The sequence below is a fragment of the Paucilactobacillus nenjiangensis genome (assembly GCF_005405445.1).
In the GTDB taxonomy this organism is placed as follows: Bacteria; Bacillota; Bacilli; order Lactobacillales; family Lactobacillaceae; genus Paucilactobacillus; species Paucilactobacillus nenjiangensis.
The window spans coordinates 57,780-74,734 of record NZ_BJEB01000001.1 but is presented as its reverse complement, the minus strand read 5'-3'; the positions used below and the strand labels follow the sequence as shown (position 1 = coordinate 74,734).

Sequence of the window (16,955 nt, the reverse complement as noted above, 5' to 3'; positions counted from 1 at the left end):
ATAAACTGGAGGCTTATTTACCATGGAATTATAACTCTTCATCGATTAAGCAAGTTGAAGCTTAAAATCAAAATTGATTCATCATCTCAAAATCTGAGGTGATGGCTCAATTAATTTTTGCCGGTCTGTTATTGGGTGCTTACGTTTATTCAATGATTGAAAGTGAAAAAAACTACCAAGAATATAAAAACGACCAACGATTAGAGTCGTTGATCGCAAAAGTTTAAATACTAGCTAGTACCTAAATTATACATTTTTTTCAAATTTATGGGTACTTTTGTTTTAGTGCGCCGTAAATTTATTTTGTTTCATATAAAAACGCCAGATTAGATAATCTGACGTTCAGCATTCTCTGTAGGGTAACCATTACCCCAAATCTTACCCCAACGTTCAATTTTCTGAGCGAATTTTGTTGATTGGGGTAAAAATTAAAATCGTAATCAGGCCTGTTATAACGTGCCGGATTAACGCTTTGAGAACTGACTAGCCTTACGAGCTTTCTTCAAGCCTGGCTTCTTACGTTCTTTCATACGTGGGTCACGAGTTAAGAGACCTGCACGCTTCAAAGGACCGCGGAAATCAGGATCAACGTTGAGCAATGCACGGGCGATACCGTGACGAGTTGCGCCAGCTTGACCTGAGAATCCACCACCATTAACGTTAACTAAAACGTCATAGTTACCTTTTGTTTCAGTTGCTTCAAATGGTTGTAAAACAACTTCACGCAAGTTAGCAAATGGAATGTATTCTTCGATTGCTTTGCCATTCATAGTAATTTGTCCTGATCCTGGTACTAAACGTACGCGAGCAACAGAGTTTTTACGACGGCCTGTGCCGATATATTGTACTTGAGCCAATGTGATTTCCTCCTTAAATTAAATTTGTAATGTCTAGAACTTCAGGTTTTTGTGCTTCATGCTTGTGATTTGCATCAGCGTATACATGGAGCTTCATGCCCATTGCACGACCAAGCGTGTTATGTGGAAGCATACCTTTTACAGACAATTCAATTAATTTTTCAGGGGCGTTGGCACGCAAGCTACCAGCAGATTGTGCCTTTAATCCACCAGGGTAGTTTGAGTGACGATAATAAATCTTACCATCGGCCTTGTTACCTGTTAATTTAATGTTTGATGCGTTGATGACGATAACGTTATCACCAGTATCCACGTTAGGTGTGAATGTTGGTTTGTTTTTACCGCGTAAAATTGATGCAACAACTGTTGACAAACGTCCCATTGGTACGTCTGTGGCGTCAACAATATACCATTTGCGTTCAATCTCGCCTGGCTTTGCTAAATATGTCGTTCTCAATGTAATTTCCTCCATTGTCTTGTTTTCTTCGAGTTAGATTAAGTTTCCGGGGCTTATTCGGTTTCAAAGAAATACCATGAATTAGTGTACTAAATATTTGGCCTCTAGTCAATGGTTTTCAATAATAAACCCGGATGTTTTCGGATAGTGCCACTATTGTCACATTTGTCACAAGACCGTTACCTTTAATAATGCGCATGATGTTGCTATACTTATCTCGTAAACGATTTCAAGGTGCTTTAAATTTTAAATAAAGGAGAATTGTCATGTCTGAAATTAGTAAAATGTTTGATTTAACCGGAAAGGTTGCTCTGGTCACTGGTGGCGCATCTGGACTGGGCCAAAATTACACAAAAGCTCTTTCTGATGCGGGCGCTGATATCTTTATCGTTAGTCGGAGTCAAAAAGGTTGGGACGAAACTCGTGATGTTGTCACTGGTCATGGTCGCAAAGCTGAATTCATGCAAATTGACATCACTGAGGATGGTGCTGCTAAGAAAGTCATCGATCGGTGTATCTCAGTATTTGGCAAACTGGACATTCTCGTGAACAATGCCGGCGTCCAAATCCGGAATAAAATCCTCGACTACAAGGACGAAGATTGGCTGAAGGTCATCAATATCAACTTGAATGCCCTTTACTTCTTATCACATGAAGCCGCTAAAGTTATGGTCCCTAATCACTCTGGCAAAATTATCAATATTGGCTCAATGCAATCCTTCCGAGCCGGTAAATTCATCTTCCCATACACTGCCAGCAAACATGGCGTGGTTGGTTTAACCAAAGCTTATGCAGATGCGTTGGCACCCGATGGTATTCAAGTGAACGCCATCGCTCCCGGTTACATCGATACCGCAATGACCAAACCACTCCAAGAAGATGTGGGTCGGAATACTGAAATCTTAGCTCACATCCCCGCTGGTCACTGGGCAGATTCATCTGAATTAATGGGCACCGTTGTCTTTCTTGCGAGTGCTGCATCCAACTATGTTGTCGGTGCAACGGTCCCTGTTGACGGTGGCTATCTATTACGTTAATCGTACTAAAAAATATGTTCAACCTGTGTTTGAGGTTGAACATTTTTTTTATGCATCATAATCAACATTCACTAAATAAAGGCCACTGGCTGGGGCGGTACCACGAGCTAAATCACGGTTCTTCGCCACAATCACGCGCTTCACGTCACTGACTTTGCGCTGACCACTACCAACCTCAAGTAAAAAGGCCGTCATAATTCGCACTTGGTTATACAAAAAGCCGCTACCCGTAAAATCAAAGATAATTTCGTGGTTAGCTTCATCAGCTTGTACCCTAACTTGATAAATTGTCCGCACATTACTTTTAACGCCGCTACCGGAAGCCACAAAGCTAGAAAAATCATGTTCCCCAACCAAATCTTGTGCGGCTAACTGCATATCACTGAGATTCAAGTGATACTTGCAATGGCCAGTATAGTTTCGTTTAAAAGGATCCACGAATTCACCCAGACTGACCCGATACCGATAAGTTTTATGGTGTGCATTGAATCGAGCATGGAAGCTCTCATCAACTTGTTCGACTTCTTGTACCAAAATATCCAATGGCAAAATGCTGTTCAGCGCCTTGCGCATCGCCTCATTAGGAATATTGAATGGCAAATCAAAGTGTGCCACCTGTCCCAGCGCATGCACCCCGGCATCCGTCCGTCCTGATCCATAAACTTGAATCGCCGGGGTCGGCTTTTTCGCAATTTTATTCACCGCAATCGTCAAGGCCTGCTCGACTGTTCGCTGCTTAGGTTGTACCTGAAATCCGGCAAAATTTGTGCCGTCATATGCAAATGTAATTTTGTATCGATATGTCATTTATTTTCTCACAATAATCTTAATAGAAATAAGCCGGCGGTAATAGCTGCCATGCCAACGCAGGCAATTGTGTCTGCTCCACGCCATTTCAAAATTCTAAATTTACTTCGGTGATCACCACCACGATACCCTCGTGATTCCATCGCCGTGGCCAAATCTTCTGCCCGATTGAACGCACTAATAAACAGCGGAATCAAGATTGGAACAATCGATTTCACGCGTTTAATCAGGCTGCCAGAACTAAAGTTCACGCCCCGTGCGCGTTGGGCATTCATAATTTTTTGCGTTTCATCCATCAACGTTGGGATAAATCGGAGTGCAATCGACAACATCAACGCAATTTCATACACTGGGACTTTTATTTTTAATAATGGCTTCATCAATGATTCCACCGCATCCGCAATTAATAACGGGGGTGTCGTTAACGTTAACACAGTAGACATACAAATAATCAAGAAAAAACGCATGAAGACATAAACACCATTAACTAATCCCATGGAAGTAATCGAAAAAATACCCCAATGCCAATAAACGGTTCCACCGGCACTAAAGACAATCTGCAGGAGGACGGTCAGGATAATAATGAAGATTAGCGGCCTAATCCCTTCCCAGAAGAACTTTAACTGTACTTTAGTTAAGAGGATAGTTGCCAAGGTTGTGGCGGCTAAGAACGCGTAAGACTGCCAATTATTCGCAAAGAAAACGAGCACAATAAAATAAAGACTCAAAACTAACTTCGAACGTGGGTCGAGCCGATGAATAACTGAATCAATCGGCACATAACGGCCGAAAATAACTTTTGTAAACATTATTGCTCTCCCTTTAATTTTGGTATTAATTTTTGGCTCAACTCGGCGACGGTCAGTGGAAATTCATCAAATGAATATCCCTTATCAATCAGTTTTTGGGCTACCCTGGTGGTGACAGGTACCGTTAGATAATTTTCCATCAGCCATTGTTGATTGGCGAAAATTTCCCGCGGCGTGCCAGATTTAACAATTGCCCCATGGTTCAAAACGTAAACCTGGTTGGCGTATTTAGCGACATCTTCCATATTGTGAGTCACCAAAATGATTGTAATCCCTTGTTCCACATTTAACTGTTTAAATAAATTCATGATTTGTGCTTGTCCGGATGCATCCAGGCCAGCGGTCGGTTCATCAAGAATTAAGATTTCTGGTTCGAGTGCTAGCACTCCGGCGATTGCTACTCGCCGCATCTGCCCTCCAGACAAGTCAAAAGGTGACTTCTCCGCAAAATCTTCCGTTAACCCGACCAAAGCCATCGATTTTTTGGCAATCGCTGTCGCTTCGGCGTCCGTTTTGCCAAAATTTTTAGGCCCGAAAGCAATATCTTTCAAAACCGTTTCTTCAAACAACTGACTTTCGGGAAATTGAAAAACAATCCCGACATTCTTCCGGAGTTGATCCAAATCTTTACTATTACTGGTCGCAGTCGAATGGTGATCCACAACCGTAACCTCACCACTTGTCGGTTTAATCAATCCATCAATCAACTGTATCAAGGTCGATTTGCCACTTCCGGTATGCCCGATTAGCGCAGTATATGAACCTGTTTCGACAGTGAAGTTAATGGCCTGCAAGGCCGTTGCTTCAAACGGGGTGTCTGGTTGGTACTTATAGTCCACATTATTTAGTTCAATTTGTCCCACAGCCACTCCACCATCCGATCTTCATTCATATATTCCCGTGGCAGATCAATGCCTGCCACCGCCAATTGTTCCTTCAGTTGTTCTGAATATGGCAATTCCAACCCGTTATCCTTAATCACCTGTGTTCGCGCAAACAGCTTTTCCGGTTGGGCATCCGCCACCAGCTGCCCATGGTTCATCAACAAGACACGGTCCGCCATGGCCGTTTCTGACAAATCATGTGTAATCATAATAATTGTCAGTTCAAATCGTTGTTTCATTTGTTTCAAAATTTCGAGCATTTCTTGGCGTCCTTGGGGATCCAACATACTGGTCGCTTCATCCAAAATCAGAATCTTAGGTTGCAACGCAATCGCTCCAGCTAAAGCCACTCGTTGTTTTTGCCCACCAGACAATGATGAAGGTTCTCGAGTGGCAAACTCACTCATGCCCACCACTTCTAACGCTTGCTGCACCCGTTCAACCATCTCTGGTCGCGGAACATTGCGATTTTCCAAACCAAACGCAACGTCATCTTGCACAGTTGCTCCGACAAATTGATTATCTGGGTTTTGAAATACAAAGCCAATCTGATCCCGAATATCCCACACGGTATCATCATTTAAGGGCATTCCATTCACTGTCACTTCACCTTGATAGCCTTCCACTAGGCCATCAATCACGCGGGCAATAGTGCTCTTCCCACTACCATTGTGTCCCACAAGCGCAATCCATTGTTGATCTTGAATTGTGACCGACAAATCGTTCAAAGCTTTCGAATCACTATTTGGATATGAATATGTAATATTTTTAACTTCAATCATTCTACAGATTTCCTTCGCGTAAGTATCTAATAGCTATCTTACCAGAAAAATGGTAATAAAAAAATCACTTACAACCGCGATGCACGAATAAATTCGCATTCAAGCTAGACTAGGATTACTCCACCATCATAACGCTCTATATCATCAGTTATAGTGATTCTTTATTACAGCTATTTAATTGTTAGATTAGTCAACGAATTCTAAAACAACCATCTGTGCGGCATCACCGCGACGAGGCATTGTCTTATACATACGTGTGTATCCACCATTGCGATCAGCAAACTTAGGTGCGATCTCTTCAAATAAGTTTTGAAGTGCAGATTGTACACGGATGTTATCGTCTTCTTCTTTAACATCAGCAACAACGTTACGAATAAACGATGCGGCTTGACGACGTGCGTGTAAGTCTCCACGCTTACCTAACGTAACCATTTGTTCTGCGGTACGACGAACTTCTTTAGCGCGAGCTTCAGTAGTTTCGATACGACCGTTTACAATTAGGTTAGTAGTTAAATCGCGTAATAAAGCTTTACGTTGAGAACTAGTACGTTGTAGTTTACGGTAACTCATGTAAATTTCCCTCCCTTTTCGAGTGAATAATTAATCTTCTTTACGAAGTGATAATCCCAAATCAGTTAATTTAACCTTAACTTCTTCTAACGACTTGCGTCCTAAATTACGAACCTTCATCATATCAGCTTCAGAACGGTCAGTTAATTCTTGGACAGTATTAATTCCGGCACGCTTGAGACAGTTATAAGAACGAACTGATAAATCAAGTTCTTCGATAGTCATTTCTAACATCTTTTCTTTATGGGTCTCTTCTTTTTCTACCATGAATTCAGCATTCTTGGCAGTTTCAGTAAGATCAACAAACATAGCTAAATGTTCAGTAAGAATCTTAGCGGCTAAACTAATTGCTTCGCTTGGTGTAATTGAGCCATCTGACCAGACATCAAGTGTCAGCTTGTCGTAATCATTACGCTGACCAACACGAGCATCTTCAACGTTGTAGTTTACTCGTTCGATTGGGGTATAAATGGAATCAACTGGCAATACACCGATTGGTAGATCTTCCATTCGAGACTTGTTATCGTCTGCTGAAACATAGCCACGACCAGTATTAGCAGTCATTTGCATATGCAATTCAACACCATCAGCGACAGTAGCTAACTGTAAATCAGGGTTCAAAATTGTAACATCACCATCGGCTTGGATGTCACCTGCAGTAACAACTGCTGGTCCTTTAACATCGATTTCCAAGGTTTTGTCATCTTCTGAATCAATCTTTAACGCAATTTTCTTGATGTTCAAAATGATTTGAGTAACATCTTCAGTTACACCTTCAACACTTGAAAATTCATGTAAAACACCATCGATTTGAATACTTGTGATAGATGAACCGGGAAGTGATGCAAGTAGTATTCGACGAAGCGAGTTTCCTAAAGTTGTACCGTATCCGCGTTCCAATGGTTCGATAACAAACTTACCATAGCCATCATTTTCTTCAATAATATGAATGTTTGGTTTTTCGAATTCAATCATCCTAGTCATTTACCCCTTTCAAAACGTGGTTCGTTATTAAATAGTACATGTACAATTAGTGAAGTTAACACGTCACCAAAATGCATTAAATTAAACACGACGACGCTTTGGAGGACGAGAACCATTATGAGGAACTGGAGTAACGTCACGAATGGCGCTAACTTCTAGTCCAGTAGCTTGAAGTGCACGAATTGCAGCTTCACGGCCTGAACCAGGTCCTTTAACAGCAACTTCAACAGTCTTCATACCGTGTTCCATTGATGCTTTACCAGCAGCTTCTGCGGCCATTTGAGCAGCAAAAGGTGTTGATTTACGACTACCTTTGAAACCTAAAGAACCAGCTGAAGACCAAGCAACGGCGTTTCCTTGCGTATCAGTAATCATAACTAATGTATTGTTAAATGTTGAATGGATGTGAGCCACACCAGATTCAATATTCTTTTTTACTCGACGCTTACGCGTACCTTTTTTTGTAGCCAAGATATCTTACCTCCTTACTTAATTAATTACTTCTTCTTACCGGCGATAGTAACTGCCTTACCCTTACGAGTACGGGCGTTATTTTTTGTGTGTTGTCCACGAACGGGCAATCCACGACGATGACGCATACCACGGTATGAACCAATTTCTTGAAGTGACTTGATGTTAAGTGAGACTTCACGACGAAGATCCCCTTCAACCTTTAATGAATCAACTTCAACACGAATCTTATCTTCTTGGTCTGGAGTTAAATCACGAACACGAATATCTTCTGAAACGCCAGCGTTTGCTAAGATTTTTTGTGCAGTAGTGTCACCAATTCCAAAAATGTATGTCAAACCGATTACGATACGCTTGTCACGTGGTAAATCGATACCTGCAAAACGAGCCATTAAGTACACCTCCGTTTCTAATTTAAAAAATTATTTTCCTTGTCGTTGTTTGTGCTTTGGATTTGCTGAGCAAATTACCATAACACGGCCATTACGTTTGATCACTTTACAGTGTTCGCACATTGGCTTAACTGATGGTCTTACTTTCATTTGAATGACCTCCTAGAAAGTTCAAATATAAAAAACACTGCTCTATTTAAAGCGGAATGTAATACGACCCTTTGATAGGTCATATGGAGACATTTCAACTTGCACTCTGTCGCCAGGTAAAATCTTAATGTAATGCATACGAATTTTACCAGAAACATGAGCCAAAATTTCATGACCGTTTTCTAGTTCTACTTTAAACATAGCGTTAGGTAAAGTTTCCGTAACCTTACCTTCAATTTCAATAACGTCGTCTTTTGCCAAGAAATAGTTCCTCCTTGCTGTAAAATAAATATCAACACAAAATAGCGGACCGAAATCCACTACCATTTTTACGCATAAACCTTGAATAGTTTAACACACGAATATGTGCAACGCAAGAATGACAGCTTTACTAGATAGCAGTCAATACTTTTTGAACAGCTTGATAGACAACTTCAATATCTTGATCACCGTTAATGGTATGAAGAACACCTTTCTTGTCATAAAAATCAACAAGTGGAGTATTCATTTCAATGTTAACTGACAGACGGTTTTTAACAGTTTCAGGTTTGTCATCATCACGTTGATAGAAATCATGAGCACCACAGACATCACAAGTACCTTCAACCTTAGGCATATGGTACAGTTTGTGATATGCAGCGCCACAGTTTCTACACAAGAAGCGACCAGACAAACGATCAACTAAGACATCTGGTTTAACGTCAATATTGATTACTGCGTCTAATTGACGATCAGATTCAGCTAACATTTCATCCAAGGCATTGGCTTGAACCAAGTTACGAGGAAATCCGTCAAGCATGAATCCGTCCTTTGTGTCATCTTCAGCTAATCGTTCTTTGACAATGCCATTGGTAACTTCATCAGGAACCAATTCACCTTTGTCAATAAAACCTTTAGCCTTCAATCCCATAGGGGTTTCGTTTTTCATAGCGGCACGGAAAATGTCACCAGTCGAAATATGTGGAATATCAAACTCTTTAATAATTTTATCTGCCTGGGTGCCTTTACCGGCACCAGGGAGTCCCATTAAAATGAGATTCATTGTACTCATTCTCAAATCCTCCTAGCAAGCTAAATAATTAATCATGGATAAATCCAATATATTCTCGTTTCATCATTAAACCGTTAAGTTGTTTGATAACATCTAAGGCGATTTGAACAACAATCAAAAGACTCGTACCACCTAAACCAATTGATTGGCTCAGGTTCCAAACGTTGCTAGCAACAAGTGGAATTAAGGAAACAAATCCTAAGAATAATGCTCCGACCGTACTCAAACGCATCAACAATGAAGAAATATAATCTTGGGTACCTTTACCGGGCCAAACCCCAGGAATATAACTGCCTTGTTTTTGCAAACTCTCTGACAACTTTTCAGGATTAACCTGAACGAAGGCATAGAAGAATGTAAAGACAACAATCAAGAAAATATACAACGAGCTACCAGCTGTGGTTTGCATACTAAAGATGTTAGTCATAACTTGGTACCAAGTATCACCACTATGATTTTGTTGGAATGCCATCAAGATGGTCTGTGGTGTCGAAATAAATGAACCAGCGAAAATAACTGGGATAACTCCGGCCACGTTAATCTTTAATGGTAAGTAACTACTTTCAAGAGCGACGGTGGTACGACGTGTATATTGGATTGGTAGTCGGCGTTCTGCCTGTTGAACCCAAGTAACAAATGTAACAACGACCAAGATTGCAACAACGACTAACGCAATAAAACCAATTCCCATCCATAAGTCGTTTCCAGAAACACCAGTAATTTGATCGTTCCACAATTGTTTGATGGCTGATGGCATTTGAGCAATGATACCAGCAAAGATTAGCATGGAAACTCCATTACCAAGTCCTCGTTCAGTGATCATATCACCCATCCATGTGGCAAGCATAGTTCCGGCTGTTAAAATCAAACCAATTGTTAAGTAAGTTTGTGTATTTGGATTTTCAACCAATTTGAGAGTACTGAGGGAGTTAAATCCGGCGGTAATCCCGATTGATTGAACGAAGCCAAGTACAATAGTCAACCAACGCGTTGCTTGATTTAGTTTTCTTCGTCCGACTTCACCTTGCTTGCTCCACTCAACAAATTTCGGAACAATATCCATTTGTAAGAGTTGAACCACGATTTGTGCGGTGATGTATGGAGAAACACCCATTGCGAACAATGAGTAGTTTTGCAAACCACCACCACTAAACGTGTTCAAGATTGAAGCAAGCCCAGTTGATGAAATTTGTGTTAATGCGGCTGCATTTACCCCAGGAACGGTGATAAATGAACCAAGTCGATACACAATCAAAACAAACAAAGTAAATAAAATCTTACCTCTGATTTCTTTTACTTTGAATGAATTCATGATAGTTGTGAACATTAGATCACCTCAGTTTTACCACCTGCGGCTTCAATTGCTGCAACAGCTGAAGCAGAGAACTTGCTTGCTTTAACTGTAAGCTTTTTAGACAATTGACCGTTTCCTAGAATTTTAATGCCATTCTTTTCTTTACTTACAGCACCTGATTCAACTAACAATGCTGGTGTAATTTCTGCACCATCATCAAATTGATCAAGAGTTGACAAGTTAACGAGTGCATATTCCTTGCGGCTAATGTTAGTAAATCCACGTTTTGGAATACGACGGTAAAGAGGCATTTGGCCCCCTTCAAATCCAACACGAGTCTTTCCACGAGCCTTTTGACCTTTTTGGCCACGGCCTGCAGTCTTACCGTTACCAGATGATGTTCCGCGTCCAAGACGGTTACGAACGCCACGTGAACCTTCAGTAGGTTTTAATTCATGTAACTTCATTACTATAGGCACCTCCTTTGTTTAATAGTTATTACTTAACTTCTTCGATAGAAATCAAGTGCGCAATTTTAAAAATAGCGCCACGAGTTGCTGCGTTATCAGGTTTGATAACAGAGCTATTTACGCGTCCCAACCCCAGTGACTTAACGATTGCACGTTGAGCTGGAAGACGATGAGTGGCACTACGAACTAACGTAATTTTTACTTGAGCCATTATAATTGTCCTCCTATTTCGCTAAGTGTTCGAGTGAAACACCACGTAATGCTGAAACTTCTTCGGCATTCTTAAGACCTCTAAGTCCTTCGAATGTTGCACGAATAACGTTAACTGGTGTGTTTGAACCAAGACGTTTTGAAGTAACATCAGCGATACCTGCAAGTTCCATCACGGAACGAACGGCACCACCAGCGGCAACTCCAGAACCTTCAACGGCTGGCTTCAATAAGATACGTCCACCACCGTAAACACCAATAATTTCGTGTGGCAATGTTGTGCCAACAATAGGAACTTTGATCAAGTTCTTTTTAGCGGCTTCGATTGCTTTACGAATTGCTTCAGGTACTTCTTGAGCTTTACCAGTACCAAAGCCAACAATTCCGTGTTTGTCTCCAACTACTACAAGAGCAGAGAAACGAAGACGACGACCACCTTTAACAACCTTTGTGATACGGTTGATTGCAACTACATTATCTTCAAGATCTAATTTTGCTGGATCAATGAATTCCATTACGGGTCTTCCTCCTTCTTTTAGAATTTAAGTCCGTTTTCACGCGCAGCTTCAGCCAAGGCTTGAACACGACCATGATATAAATATCCACCACGATCAAATACTACGTCTGAAATCTTCTTTTCAGTACCGCGTTTGGCAATTAAAGCACCAACTGAAGCGGCTTGGTCAGATTTAGTGTCACCACTAACTTCTTTATCGATTGTTGAGGCACTTGCTAGCGTCACACCCGCTACGTCATCAATTAATTGAGCGTAGATGTTTTTATTTGAACGGTATACATTTAAGCGTGGGCGCTCAGCAGTACCAGAAATTTTACCACGAACACGCATATGACGGTGTTGGCGGGTTTGATTCTTGTCTGGTTTAGAAATCACAACAATTTACCTCTTTATTTTAATTTTTCTAGCTAAGACTATTTACCAGTCTTACCTTCCTTACGACGAACGATTTCATCTTCGTAACGAATACCTTTACCCTTATATGGTTCAGGTGAACGAATTGCACGTACTTCAGCAGCGAAGTCTCCAACGGCTTGCTTGTCGATACCTGCGATTTTAATTGTAGTGTTGTCAGGAACTTCAAGTGACAATCCTTCAGGTGTATCAAAATCAACTGGATGTGAGTAACCCACAGCCAATGTTAACTTTTTACCTTGCAATTGTGCACGATAACCAACACCGACTAACTTCAATGTTTTTGAGAAACCATTAACAACACCTTCAACCATGTTATTCACATTGGCACGTGTAGTACCGTGGATAGCACGAGTTTTGTTGTTATCATCTGGACGAGTGAACTTAACTTCGTTACCTTCAACAGTCATAGGAATGATTGATGAAACAGTACGACTTAATTCTCCCTTAGGTCCTTTAACACTAACGATATCACCGTCGCGTTTAACTTCAACACCGGCTGGCAATTCAATAGTTTTATAACCAATACGACTCATTTGTGCACCTCCTTACTTAATAGACTTTTTACCAAATATAAGCGATAACTTCTCCACCAATTTTCTTGGCGCGAGCTTCTTTATCTGTAACAACACCTTCTGATGTTGAGATGATTGCAATTCCAAGTCCGTTAAGAACCTTAGGAACAGAATCTGATTTAACGTATGAACGTAAACCTGGTTTAGAGATACGTTTCAATCCAGTGATAACGCGTTCGTTATTCTTACCATACTTCAAGAATACACGAATAATACCTTGCTTATCATCTTCGATATATTCAACATCGCGAACGAAACCTTCATTTTTCAAGATTTCAGCAATGTCTTTTTTAATTTTAGATGCAGGAACTTCAAGTGATTCGTGGTGTACCATGTTGGCATTACGAATACGAGTTAAGAAATCTGCAATAGGATCAGTCATTGACATCGAAGTTTATCCTCCTTCTGTTTGTGTTTTATTTTTACCAGCTGGCCTTTTTCATACCAGGAATTTGTCCCTTATGGGCAAGTTCACGCAAGCAAATTCGGCATAAATGGAATTTTTGATAAACAGAATGTGGACGACCACAACGTTCACAACGTGTGTAAGCTTGTGTTGAATACTTAGCTGGACGCTTGTTCTTAGCAATTTGAGATTTTTTTGCCAATGTGTGGAACCTCCTTATTTATTTAGCAAATGGCATACCTAGTTGTGCCAAAAGTTCACGTGATTCTTCGTCAGATTGAGCAGTTGTTACAATAACAATATCCAATCCGCGAACACGATTAACATTATCAAAGTTGATTTCTGGGAAAATTAGTTGTTCACGTACACCAAGTGTGTAGTTACCACGGCCGTCAAACGCTTTGTTGCTGACACCACGGAAATCACGAACACGAGGAAGTGAAACATTAATTAGTTTGTCAAGGAAGTCATACATGCGTTCGCCACGTAATGTGACCTTAGCACCGATTGACATACCTTCACGAAGACGGAATCCGGCGATTGATTTCTTAGCTTTTGTAATCAAAGGTTTTTGACCAGAGATTAAGCTAAGTTCTGCAACGGCTTCATCCAAGTTCTTTGCGTTTGTAGTTGCATCACCAACACCCATGTTAAGAACGATCTTGTCGATCTTAGGTGTTTGCATTACTGAACTGTAGTTGAATTTTTCAATTAATGAAGGGGTAATTTCATTAACGTATTTTTCCTTCAAACGGTTTACCATGAAAAGTTGGTCCTCCTTTCTTTAAGAATTAATCGATAGCTTGACCAGATTTTTTAGAAACTCGAACTTTTTTACCATCAACAACTGAGTAGCCTACACGAGTAGGTTCGTTGTTTGAAGGATCAATAAGCATCACATTTGATGCATTAATTGGAGCTTCCTTGTCGATCATTCCACCTTGTGGATATGCGTTACTTGGTTTTTGATGTTTCTTAATCATATTAATGCCTTCGACGATTACACGGTTGTCTTTGACAAAGAGTTCTTTAATAGTTCCTTCTTTGCCTTTATCTTTACCTGCAATGACGCGGACTTTATCACCAGTTTTTACAAACATTGTGATGTGCACCTCCTTATTAATTAGATGAGTTTACAACACTTCAGGAGCCAATGAAACGATCTTCATGAAGTCATCATCACGTAGTTCACGTGCGATTGGTCCAAAGATACGTGTTCCTTGGGGACTCTTGTCATCTTTAATAAGTACGGCTGCATTTTCATCAAACTTGATGTATGAACCGTCGTTACGACGAAGACCAGCTTTTGTACGAACGACAACAGCTTTAACAACGTCTCCCTTTTTGACAACGCCACCTGGTGTTGCTTGTTTTACAGTAGCAACGATAATGTCACCAATGTTACCTGTTTTGACACGTGAGCCACCTAAAATTTTGATTACCAAAATTTCGCGGGCACCTGAGTTATCGGCAACTTTCAACCGACTTTCTTGTTGAATCACGGTTAGTGTCCTCCTTCCATCTTCATATCAGAATACGAATTTCAGTGTTGATTTAGATAATAACTGCTTTTTCGACAATCGATAAGAGACGGAAACGCTTTTTAGCGGACAAAGGTCGTGTTTCCATAATCTTAACAATATCACCGGTACTAGCTTCATTATTTTCATCATGCGCATAGAATTTCTTTGAATACTTCACACGCTTACCGTAAACTGGATCACTTTTATATGTTTCGATAACAACAGTAATTGTCTTATCCATCTTATCTGAAACAACGCGACCTTGATATGTTTTACGAGCATTACGTTCTTCACTCATGCGTTAGTCCTCCTTTTCGTATTCTATTTGTTCAATTCTTGTTGACGAAGAACTGTTTTTACTCGTGCAATGTCCTTACGAACTTGCTTGAGACTTGCAGTGTTTTCCAATTGGCCTGTGGCAAGTTGGAAACGCAAGTTAAACAATTGATCTTTCAATTCTTTTTCTTTTACAAGCATTTCAGCAGTGGTTAGTCCATTAAGTTCTTGGACAAAATTCTTAGTCTTCATTTGTTTCGCCACCTACTTCCTCACGTTTTACGATCTTAACGCGTACTGGCAACTTGTGGCCTGCCAAACGTAATGCTTCACGGGCTGTTTCTTCAGAAACGCCACCAACTTCAAACATTACAGTACTACGTTTAACTGGAGCTACCCATCCTTCAGGAGCACCCTTACCATTACCCATACGAACACCTACACCTTTAGCAGTGTAAGATTTGTGAGGGAAAATTTTAATCCAAACTTTCCCACCACGTTTCATGTAACGTGTCATAGCGATACGTGCAGCTTCGATTTGACGGTTTGAGATCCAATGTGAATCTAAAGCTTGTAAACCGTAATCACCGAAAGTAACTGACTTGCCACCCTTGGCTTCACCACGCATATGTCCACGATGTTCACGACGATGCTTTACTCGTTTTGGTACTAGCATGTTTATTTCCCTCCTTGCTCTGCAGCGTTTTTGTTAACGCCTTTCTTTTCAGGGAGAATTTCCCCACGGTAAATCCAAGTTTTAACACCTAATTTACCGTATGTTGTCATTGCTTCGTCCCATGAATAATCAATATCAGCACGCAATGTGTGCAAAGGAACAGTTCCTTCTGAATATGATTCAACACGTGACATATCAGCACCGTTTAAACGACCAGCAACTTGGGTTTTAATACCCTTGGCACCAGAACGCATACTACGTTGCATTGCTCCACGCATAGCGCGACGGAAAGCAACACGTGCTTCTAATTGACGAGCAATACTTTCACCGACAAGGTGAGCATCCAAATCAGGTTTTTTGATTTCAACAATGTTAATGTGAACTCTCTTACCTGTAAGATTGTTTAATTCTTTACGAAGTGCTTCAACTTCTGCACCACCCTTACCAATAACCATTCCTGGCTTGGCAGTATGAATTGAAACGTTAACGCGATTTGCGGCACGTTCAATTTCAACGGTTGAAACAGAGGCTTCTGCAAGTCGTTTAGTGATATATTTGCGGATTTTTAAATCTTCATTTAGATATGTGGCGAATTCTTTTTCAGCATACCATTTGGCTTGCCAATCGTGAATGACACCAACACGGAAACCCGTTGGATTAATCTTTTGACCCACTAGCTGTTCCTCCTATTTTTCTGATACAACCACTGTAATGTGACTTGTACGCTTATTAATTGGTGAAGCTGAACCCTTTGCACGAGGACGGAAACGCTTGAGCGTTGGACCTTCGTTTGCAAATGTTTCGCTAACAACCAATGATTCGCGATCTAAATCAAAGTTATTTTCAGCGTTTGCAACAGCAGATTTTAAAACTTTTTCAATATCTGAAGCGGCACCACGAGGAGTGAACTTCAAAATTGCAAATGCTTCAGCGACGCTTTTGCCACGAATAGTATCAAGTACTAAACTAACTTTACGTGCTGACACACGAACAGTACGTGCAACAGCTTTAGCTGATGTAATTTGTTCTGCCATATTAATTCACCCTCCTTTATTTTTTACCCGTCTTCTTATCGTCAGTACCATGTCCACGATAAGTACGGGTTGGTACAAATTCTCCGAGCTTGTGTCCAACCATGTCTTCTTGAACATAAACTGGTACGTGCTTGCGACCATCATATACAGCAAATGTTAACCCAATAAAACTAGGGAAAATTGTTGAGCGACGAGACCATGTCTTGATGACCGTTTTCTTTTCAGAATCAGCTTGAGCTTCAACTTTCTTTAAAAGATGAGCATCAGCAAAAGGTCCCTTTTTTAAACTACGACCCATTGTTTGTATCC

The 16,955-nt window shown here is 40.6% G+C and carries 32 protein-coding genes; 2 read left to right on the top strand and 30 right to left on the bottom strand.

What is annotated here, in order from left to right; genetic code table 11:
- Positions 1 to 101: 101 nt before the first annotated feature.
- Entirely contained in the window at positions 102 to 227 is a 126-nt protein-coding gene (locus FFM59_RS10250) for a hypothetical protein (RefSeq protein ID WP_263854031.1), read from the top strand.
- 237 nt (positions 228 to 464) lie between these two features.
- Here FFM59_RS10250 and rpsI read toward each other — a convergent pair whose 3' ends face one another.
- Positions 465 to 857: a 30S ribosomal protein S9 gene (gene rpsI / locus FFM59_RS00430; RefSeq protein ID WP_137601092.1), complete on the bottom strand. Its 393-nt coding sequence runs from the start codon at positions 855 to 857 to the stop codon at positions 465 to 467.
- Positions 858 to 870: 13 nt separating this feature from the next.
- Entirely contained in the window at positions 871 to 1,314 is a 444-nt protein-coding gene (gene rplM / locus FFM59_RS00425) for a 50S ribosomal protein L13 (RefSeq protein WP_170175885.1), read from the bottom strand.
- A gap of 266 nt (positions 1,315 to 1,580) precedes the next feature.
- Here rplM and FFM59_RS00420 point away from each other — a divergent pair, with 266 nt between their 5' ends.
- The gene (locus tag FFM59_RS00420) at positions 1,581 to 2,351 is read left to right on the top strand and encodes an SDR family oxidoreductase (RefSeq protein WP_137601090.1); all 771 of its coding nucleotides are present in this window, start codon (positions 1,581 to 1,583) and stop codon (positions 2,349 to 2,351) included.
- A gap of 48 nt (positions 2,352 to 2,399) precedes the next feature.
- Here the strand turns inward: FFM59_RS00420 and truA are convergent, their stop codons facing one another.
- The 28 genes from truA to rpsS form a co-directional block, all read right to left on the bottom strand.
- Positions 2,400 to 3,158 (bottom strand): tRNA pseudouridine(38-40) synthase TruA, encoded by a 759-nt coding sequence (gene truA / locus FFM59_RS00415; RefSeq protein WP_137601089.1) that lies wholly within the window; start codon positions 3,156 to 3,158, stop codon positions 2,400 to 2,402.
- An 8-nt stretch (positions 3,159 to 3,166) separates the two neighbouring features.
- Complete coding sequence (locus FFM59_RS00410; RefSeq protein WP_137601088.1) at positions 3,167 to 3,967, bottom strand: energy-coupling factor transporter transmembrane component T family protein; 801 nt, start codon at positions 3,965 to 3,967, stop codon at positions 3,167 to 3,169.
- Entirely contained in the window at positions 3,967 to 4,830 is an 864-nt protein-coding gene (locus FFM59_RS00405) for an energy-coupling factor transporter ATPase (RefSeq protein ID WP_137601087.1), read from the bottom strand. Before FFM59_RS00405 ends, FFM59_RS00410 begins: the two co-directional genes overlap by 1 nt.
- Positions 4,812 to 5,633: an energy-coupling factor ABC transporter ATP-binding protein gene (locus tag FFM59_RS00400; RefSeq protein ID WP_137601086.1), complete on the bottom strand. Its 822-nt coding sequence runs from the start codon at positions 5,631 to 5,633 to the stop codon at positions 4,812 to 4,814. The genes FFM59_RS00405 and FFM59_RS00400 overlap by 19 nt, the downstream gene beginning before the upstream one ends.
- A gap of 186 nt (positions 5,634 to 5,819) precedes the next feature.
- Complete coding sequence (gene rplQ, locus FFM59_RS00395) at positions 5,820 to 6,203, bottom strand: 50S ribosomal protein L17 (protein WP_137601085.1); 384 nt, start codon at positions 6,201 to 6,203, stop codon at positions 5,820 to 5,822.
- Between the two features lie 30 nt (positions 6,204 to 6,233).
- Complete coding sequence (locus tag FFM59_RS00390; RefSeq protein ID WP_137601084.1) at positions 6,234 to 7,178, bottom strand: DNA-directed RNA polymerase subunit alpha; 945 nt, start codon at positions 7,176 to 7,178, stop codon at positions 6,234 to 6,236.
- 90 nt (positions 7,179 to 7,268) lie between these two features.
- Entirely contained in the window at positions 7,269 to 7,658 is a 390-nt protein-coding gene (rpsK, locus tag FFM59_RS00385) for a 30S ribosomal protein S11 (RefSeq protein WP_137601083.1), read from the bottom strand.
- A gap of 26 nt (positions 7,659 to 7,684) precedes the next feature.
- Positions 7,685 to 8,050 (bottom strand): 30S ribosomal protein S13, encoded by a 366-nt coding sequence (gene rpsM / locus FFM59_RS00380; RefSeq protein ID WP_137601082.1) that lies wholly within the window; start codon positions 8,048 to 8,050, stop codon positions 7,685 to 7,687.
- Between the two features lie 30 nt (positions 8,051 to 8,080).
- A complete protein-coding gene (gene rpmJ / locus FFM59_RS00375; RefSeq protein ID WP_010621648.1) occupies positions 8,081 to 8,200 on the bottom strand; it encodes a 50S ribosomal protein L36 in 120 nt (39 codons plus the stop codon).
- A gap of 42 nt (positions 8,201 to 8,242) precedes the next feature.
- On the bottom strand, positions 8,243 to 8,461 hold the full coding sequence (infA, locus tag FFM59_RS00370) for a translation initiation factor IF-1 (RefSeq protein WP_041092824.1): 219 nt from the start codon (positions 8,459 to 8,461) through the stop codon (positions 8,243 to 8,245).
- Between the two features lie 130 nt (positions 8,462 to 8,591).
- A complete protein-coding gene (locus FFM59_RS00365) occupies positions 8,592 to 9,242 on the bottom strand; it encodes an adenylate kinase (protein WP_174795629.1) in 651 nt (216 codons plus the stop codon).
- A 37-nt stretch (positions 9,243 to 9,279) separates the two neighbouring features.
- Complete coding sequence (gene secY / locus FFM59_RS00360; protein ID WP_137601080.1) at positions 9,280 to 10,578, bottom strand: preprotein translocase subunit SecY; 1,299 nt, start codon at positions 10,576 to 10,578, stop codon at positions 9,280 to 9,282.
- A complete protein-coding gene (rplO, locus tag FFM59_RS00355; protein ID WP_137601079.1) occupies positions 10,578 to 11,012 on the bottom strand; it encodes a 50S ribosomal protein L15 in 435 nt (144 codons plus the stop codon). The genes secY and rplO overlap by 1 nt, the downstream gene beginning before the upstream one ends.
- Before the next feature lie 31 nt (positions 11,013 to 11,043).
- Positions 11,044 to 11,226 carry a 50S ribosomal protein L30 gene (rpmD, locus tag FFM59_RS00350; RefSeq protein ID WP_137601078.1) on the bottom strand — a complete coding sequence of 61 codons (183 nt, stop codon included), beginning with the start codon at positions 11,224 to 11,226 and terminating at the stop codon, positions 11,044 to 11,046.
- 13 nt (positions 11,227 to 11,239) lie between these two features.
- On the bottom strand, positions 11,240 to 11,740 hold the full coding sequence (rpsE, locus tag FFM59_RS00345; RefSeq protein ID WP_137601077.1) for a 30S ribosomal protein S5: 501 nt from the start codon (positions 11,738 to 11,740) through the stop codon (positions 11,240 to 11,242).
- A 20-nt stretch (positions 11,741 to 11,760) separates the two neighbouring features.
- Positions 11,761 to 12,117, bottom strand: coding sequence for a 50S ribosomal protein L18 (gene rplR, locus FFM59_RS00340; RefSeq protein WP_137601076.1), 357 nt, complete (start codon positions 12,115 to 12,117; stop codon positions 11,761 to 11,763).
- A gap of 38 nt (positions 12,118 to 12,155) precedes the next feature.
- On the bottom strand, positions 12,156 to 12,692 hold the full coding sequence (rplF, locus tag FFM59_RS00335) for a 50S ribosomal protein L6 (protein ID WP_137601075.1): 537 nt from the start codon (positions 12,690 to 12,692) through the stop codon (positions 12,156 to 12,158).
- A gap of 28 nt (positions 12,693 to 12,720) precedes the next feature.
- Entirely contained in the window at positions 12,721 to 13,119 is a 399-nt protein-coding gene (gene rpsH / locus FFM59_RS00330; RefSeq protein WP_137601074.1) for a 30S ribosomal protein S8, read from the bottom strand.
- A 34-nt stretch (positions 13,120 to 13,153) separates the two neighbouring features.
- Positions 13,154 to 13,339: a type Z 30S ribosomal protein S14 gene (locus tag FFM59_RS00325; RefSeq protein WP_057778624.1), complete on the bottom strand. Its 186-nt coding sequence runs from the start codon at positions 13,337 to 13,339 to the stop codon at positions 13,154 to 13,156.
- 18 nt (positions 13,340 to 13,357) lie between these two features.
- The gene (gene rplE / locus FFM59_RS00320) at positions 13,358 to 13,900 is read right to left on the bottom strand and encodes a 50S ribosomal protein L5 (RefSeq protein ID WP_137601073.1); all 543 of its coding nucleotides are present in this window, start codon (positions 13,898 to 13,900) and stop codon (positions 13,358 to 13,360) included.
- Between the two features lie 28 nt (positions 13,901 to 13,928).
- Positions 13,929 to 14,237, bottom strand: coding sequence for a 50S ribosomal protein L24 (gene rplX / locus FFM59_RS00315; protein ID WP_137601072.1), 309 nt, complete (start codon positions 14,235 to 14,237; stop codon positions 13,929 to 13,931).
- A gap of 33 nt (positions 14,238 to 14,270) precedes the next feature.
- Positions 14,271 to 14,639 carry a 50S ribosomal protein L14 gene (gene rplN, locus FFM59_RS00310; RefSeq protein ID WP_057778631.1) on the bottom strand — a complete coding sequence of 123 codons (369 nt, stop codon included), beginning with the start codon at positions 14,637 to 14,639 and terminating at the stop codon, positions 14,271 to 14,273.
- 52 nt (positions 14,640 to 14,691) lie between these two features.
- Positions 14,692 to 14,958: a 30S ribosomal protein S17 gene (gene rpsQ / locus FFM59_RS00305; RefSeq protein ID WP_137601071.1), complete on the bottom strand. Its 267-nt coding sequence runs from the start codon at positions 14,956 to 14,958 to the stop codon at positions 14,692 to 14,694.
- A 23-nt stretch (positions 14,959 to 14,981) separates the two neighbouring features.
- Complete coding sequence (gene rpmC / locus FFM59_RS00300) at positions 14,982 to 15,188, bottom strand: 50S ribosomal protein L29 (protein ID WP_137601070.1); 207 nt, start codon at positions 15,186 to 15,188, stop codon at positions 14,982 to 14,984.
- A complete protein-coding gene (rplP, locus tag FFM59_RS00295; RefSeq protein WP_137601069.1) occupies positions 15,178 to 15,612 on the bottom strand; it encodes a 50S ribosomal protein L16 in 435 nt (144 codons plus the stop codon). Before rplP ends, rpmC begins: the two co-directional genes overlap by 11 nt.
- 2 nt (positions 15,613 to 15,614) lie before the next feature.
- Positions 15,615 to 16,286, bottom strand: a complete 672-nt coding sequence (gene rpsC / locus FFM59_RS00290) for a 30S ribosomal protein S3 (protein WP_137601068.1) — start codon at positions 16,284 to 16,286, stop codon at positions 15,615 to 15,617.
- A 12-nt stretch (positions 16,287 to 16,298) separates the two neighbouring features.
- Complete coding sequence (rplV, locus tag FFM59_RS00285) at positions 16,299 to 16,646, bottom strand: 50S ribosomal protein L22 (protein WP_137601067.1); 348 nt, start codon at positions 16,644 to 16,646, stop codon at positions 16,299 to 16,301.
- Positions 16,647 to 16,662: 16 nt separating this feature from the next.
- Entirely contained in the window at positions 16,663 to 16,944 is a 282-nt protein-coding gene (gene rpsS, locus FFM59_RS00280) for a 30S ribosomal protein S19 (RefSeq protein ID WP_137601066.1), read from the bottom strand.
- Positions 16,945 to 16,955: the final 11 nt, after the last annotated feature.

Bases quoted from the DNA above. Each gene is read 5' to 3' on its own strand.
- FFM59_RS10250 (WP_263854031.1), top strand. From the start codon at position 102: ATGGCTCAATTAATTTTTGCCGGTCTGTTATTGGGTGCTTACGTTTAT.
- FFM59_RS00420 (WP_137601090.1), top strand. From the start codon at position 1,581: ATGTCTGAAATTAGTAAAATGTTTGATTTAACCGGAAAGGTTGCTCTG.
- truA (WP_137601089.1), bottom strand. From the start codon at position 3,158: ATGACATATCGATACAAAATTACATTTGCATATGACGGCACAAATTTT.
- FFM59_RS00410 (WP_137601088.1), bottom strand. From the start codon at position 3,967: ATGTTTACAAAAGTTATTTTCGGCCGTTATGTGCCGATTGATTCAGTT.
- FFM59_RS00400 (WP_137601086.1), bottom strand. From the start codon at position 5,633: ATGATTGAAGTTAAAAATATTACATATTCATATCCAAATAGTGATTCG.
- rplQ (WP_137601085.1), bottom strand. From the start codon at position 6,203: ATGAGTTACCGTAAACTACAACGTACTAGTTCTCAACGTAAAGCTTTA.
- FFM59_RS00390 (WP_137601084.1), bottom strand. From the start codon at position 7,178: ATGATTGAATTCGAAAAACCAAACATTCATATTATTGAAGAAAATGAT.
- rpsM (WP_137601082.1), bottom strand. From the start codon at position 8,050: ATGGCTCGTTTTGCAGGTATCGATTTACCACGTGACAAGCGTATCGTA.
- rpmJ (WP_010621648.1), bottom strand. From the start codon at position 8,200: ATGAAAGTAAGACCATCAGTTAAGCCAATGTGCGAACACTGTAAAGTG.
- FFM59_RS00365 (WP_174795629.1), bottom strand. From the start codon at position 9,242: ATGAATCTCATTTTAATGGGACTCCCTGGTGCCGGTAAAGGCACCCAG.
- secY (WP_137601080.1), bottom strand. From the start codon at position 10,578: ATGTTCACAACTATCATGAATTCATTCAAAGTAAAAGAAATCAGAGGT.
- rplO (WP_137601079.1), bottom strand. From the start codon at position 11,012: ATGAAGTTACATGAATTAAAACCTACTGAAGGTTCACGTGGCGTTCGT.
- rpmD (WP_137601078.1), bottom strand. From the start codon at position 11,226: ATGGCTCAAGTAAAAATTACGTTAGTTCGTAGTGCCACTCATCGTCTT.
- rpsE (WP_137601077.1), bottom strand. From the start codon at position 11,740: ATGGAATTCATTGATCCAGCAAAATTAGATCTTGAAGATAATGTAGTT.
- rplF (WP_137601075.1), bottom strand. From the start codon at position 12,692: ATGAGTCGTATTGGTTATAAAACTATTGAATTGCCAGCCGGTGTTGAA.
- rpsH (WP_137601074.1), bottom strand. From the start codon at position 13,119: ATGTCAATGACTGATCCTATTGCAGATTTCTTAACTCGTATTCGTAAT.
- rplE (WP_137601073.1), bottom strand. From the start codon at position 13,900: ATGGTAAACCGTTTGAAGGAAAAATACGTTAATGAAATTACCCCTTCA.
- rplX (WP_137601072.1), bottom strand. From the start codon at position 14,237: ATGTTTGTAAAAACTGGTGATAAAGTCCGCGTCATTGCAGGTAAAGAT.
- rpsQ (WP_137601071.1), bottom strand. From the start codon at position 14,958: ATGAGTGAAGAACGTAATGCTCGTAAAACATATCAAGGTCGCGTTGTT.
- rpmC (WP_137601070.1), bottom strand. From the start codon at position 15,188: ATGAAGACTAAGAATTTTGTCCAAGAACTTAATGGACTAACCACTGCT.
- rplP (WP_137601069.1), bottom strand. From the start codon at position 15,612: ATGCTAGTACCAAAACGAGTAAAGCATCGTCGTGAACATCGTGGACAT.
- rplV (WP_137601067.1), bottom strand. From the start codon at position 16,646: ATGGCAGAACAAATTACATCAGCTAAAGCTGTTGCACGTACTGTTCGT.
- rpsS (WP_137601066.1), bottom strand. From the start codon at position 16,944: ATGGGTCGTAGTTTAAAAAAGGGACCTTTTGCTGATGCTCATCTTTTA.